Source organism: Psychrobacter sp. I-STPA6b (assembly GCF_020662265.1).
GTDB lineage: Bacteria > Pseudomonadota > Gammaproteobacteria > Pseudomonadales > Moraxellaceae > Psychrobacter.
The window spans coordinates 1-2657 of record NZ_VEWM01000121.1; the positions used below are offsets into that span (position 1 = coordinate 1).

The 2657-nt window shown below is 48.1% G+C and carries 2 protein-coding genes; both read right to left on the reverse strand.

What is annotated here, in order from left to right:
* Positions 1-173: 173 nt before the first annotated feature.
* Positions 174-773: a hypothetical protein gene (locus tag FHK88_RS12325; protein ID WP_227431019.1), complete on the reverse strand. Its 600-nt coding sequence runs from the start codon at positions 771-773 to the stop codon at positions 174-176.
* The coding region (locus tag FHK88_RS12330; protein ID WP_227431020.1) for a hypothetical protein at positions 757-2657 on the reverse strand (1901 nt) is incomplete at its 5' end. The genes FHK88_RS12325 and FHK88_RS12330, both read right to left, overlap by 17 nt.

Sequence of the window (2657 nt, forward strand, 5' to 3'; positions counted from 1 at the left end):
GGTTAGCAGATAGCCAGCGCGCTACATCCAACCAATAAATGTAGCAAATTATTTCATATCCTAAAATGGATATCATTTTATTATTTTTTTATGAGTACATATTTTTAACAATATTTCTATCTTTTTTCAATTTTTTACATTTCTCCCTTTTTTTTATTTTCTTATCCCTTTTATTAAACTCCTTCTTCTTTTTTTTTCTTTTCCTCTTCTCCCCCCTTCCTCTCCCCCTTCTCTTCTTCCTCCCTCCTCTCCCCCTCCCCTCTCTCTTTCTCCCTTCTCTCCTTTCCTCTTTTCTTCCCCTCCTCTTTTCTCTTTCTTCTTTCTTCTTCTTTCTTTTCCCCCCTTCTTTCCCTCCCCTTCCTTCCCTTTTCTTCTCTTTTTCCCCTCCTTCTTTCTTCACACCTTTTTTCACTTTCCCCTCCCTTCTCTTTTCCCCTTCCCCCTTCTTCTCCCTCTTTTCCCTCTTTTTCCTCTCCCCCCCTCCCCCCTCCTTTTTTCCCCCCCCTCCCCTCCTCTCCCTCTCCCCTTCTTTTTTCTTTTCCCCCTCCCTTCTCTTTTCCCTCCTCCTTTCCCCCCTTTTCTCTTTCCCCTTTCTCTTTTCTCTTTTTTTTTTTTTTCTTTCCCTTTTTTTCCTCCTTTCTCTCCCTCCCCTTTTTTTTTTCCTTTCCCTTTTTTTCTTTTTCCTTTCTCTTCTCCTCCCCTTTCCCTCTTCCCTTCCCTTCTCTTTTTTTCCCCTCTATCCAATACCCATCAAAATTAATAATAACCCACACACTTTCCCTTTCCTTTCCCTTCTTTTTCCCCCCTTCTTCCTCCTCCTTCCTCCTTTTTCTCCCTCTTCCCCCCCCTCCCCCCCTTTTCTCCCCTCCCTTCCTTCTCCCCCCTTCCTTCCTTCTCCCCCCTTTCCCCCCTTTTCCCCCCCTTTTCTTTCCCTCTCCTTCTCTTCCCCTTCCCCCTCCCCCCCCCCTTCTCCCCCTCTCCCTCCCTTTTTCTCCCCCTTCTCCCTTCTTTCTCTCCCCCTTTTTCCTCCTTTTTCCCCCTTTCCTCTTCTCCTTCTCCTCCCTTTTTTCCTTCCCTCCTTCCTTTTTCCCTTTCCTTCTCCCCTTTTTCTTTCCCTTTTCTCCTTTTTTTCCCCTTCCTTTTTTCTTCTTTTCCTTCCTTCTCTCCCCCTCCCCCCCTCCTCTCCTTCCTTCCTCTTTTTTCTTTTTTCTTCTTTCTTCTTTTCTTTCCTCTTTCTCCCCTCTCCCCCCTCCCTTTTCTCCCCCTTTTCTCCCTCCCTCTCTTCCTTCTTCTTTTCCTCCTTTCTCCTTCTTTTCTCTTCCCCCTCTTTTCTTTCTTTTCCCTTTTTTTCTTCCCCCTCTTCCCTCTTTTTTTTCCCCCTCCTTTTCTTCCTCCTCCTTCTCCCCCTTCCCCTTTTCCTTTTCCTTTCTTCTTTCTTTTTCTCCTTTTTCCTTTTTTCTCCTCTCCTCCTTCCCCCTTTTTTTCTTTCTCCCCCCCCTTCTTCCCTTTTTTTCCTCTTTTCTCCCTTTTTCCCCTCTTCCTCCTCCCCCCCCCTCGCTCCCTCCTCCCCCTTCTCCTTTTTCTCTTCCCTTCCCTTCTCCTTTTCTTTCTCTTCTCTCTCCCCTTCTCCCTCTTTTTCTCTTTTTTCTTTTTTCCTTTTCTCCTTCCGTTTTTTCTTTCTTTCCTCTTCTCCCTCTCTCTTCCCTCCTTTTTTCCCCCCCCCCCCCTCTTTCTCCCCTTTCCCCTCCCCCCTTTCCCCCCCCTTCCCCCTCCCTTCTCCCTTTCTCCCCTCCTCTTCTCCCCCCCTTCCTTTTTCTCTTCTCCCTTTTCCCCCTCTCTCCCTTCCTTTTTTTTCCCCCTTCCTCCTCTTCTCTCTTTTCCTTCCTTTCTTCCTTCCCTTTCCGCTTCTCCCTCCCTTTTCTCTTCTTTCCTTTCTTCCCTTTCTCCCTCTTCTTTCCCTTCTTTTTCTTCCTCTCCCTCCTCTCCTTCTTCTTCTCTCCCTCCTTTTCTCCTCCTCTCTTTCTCTCCCTCCCCCTTTTTCCCTTCTCCCCCTTTCTTTTTTTTTTTTCCTTTCTCCTCTCTCTTCCCCTTTCCTCCTCTTCTTTTTTTCTCTCCTTCTTTTTTCCTTTCTCTCCTCCTTCTTCTTTTTTCTTTTTTTTTTCCCCCCCTCCCTCCTTTTTCCTTCTCCCCCCCCCTTCCCTTTTTTCCTCTCTCCTCCCTTCCCTTCTTCTCTCTTTTTCCTTCCCTTTCCTTTTTTTCCTTTCCTCTTCCCCTTTCCCCTCTTCCTTCTTCTCCTCCTTCCTCCCCTTTCTTCCTCCTCTCCCTTCTCTCTTCCTTCCTCTTCTCCCCTTTCCCTTCTTCTCCCCCTCTTCCTCCCTTTTCCTCCTCTTCTTCCCCCTTTCCCTCTCCCTTCTCTCTCCTTTTTCCCCCCCCCCCTCTTTCCTTCTCCTCTCCCCTCCTCCTTTCCCTCCCCTTCTTTTTTCCCCCTCTTTCCCTCCCTCCTCCTCCCCCTCTTTTCTCCCCCCCTTCCCCCCCCCCCCCCCCCCCTTTCCTCTCCTTCTCCTCCTCTTTCTTTCCCTTTCTCTCTTCTCCCCCCTCCTTCTCTTTCCTCTCCTCTTTCCTTTCTCCCCCCCTTTTCTTCTTCTCTTTCCTTTCCC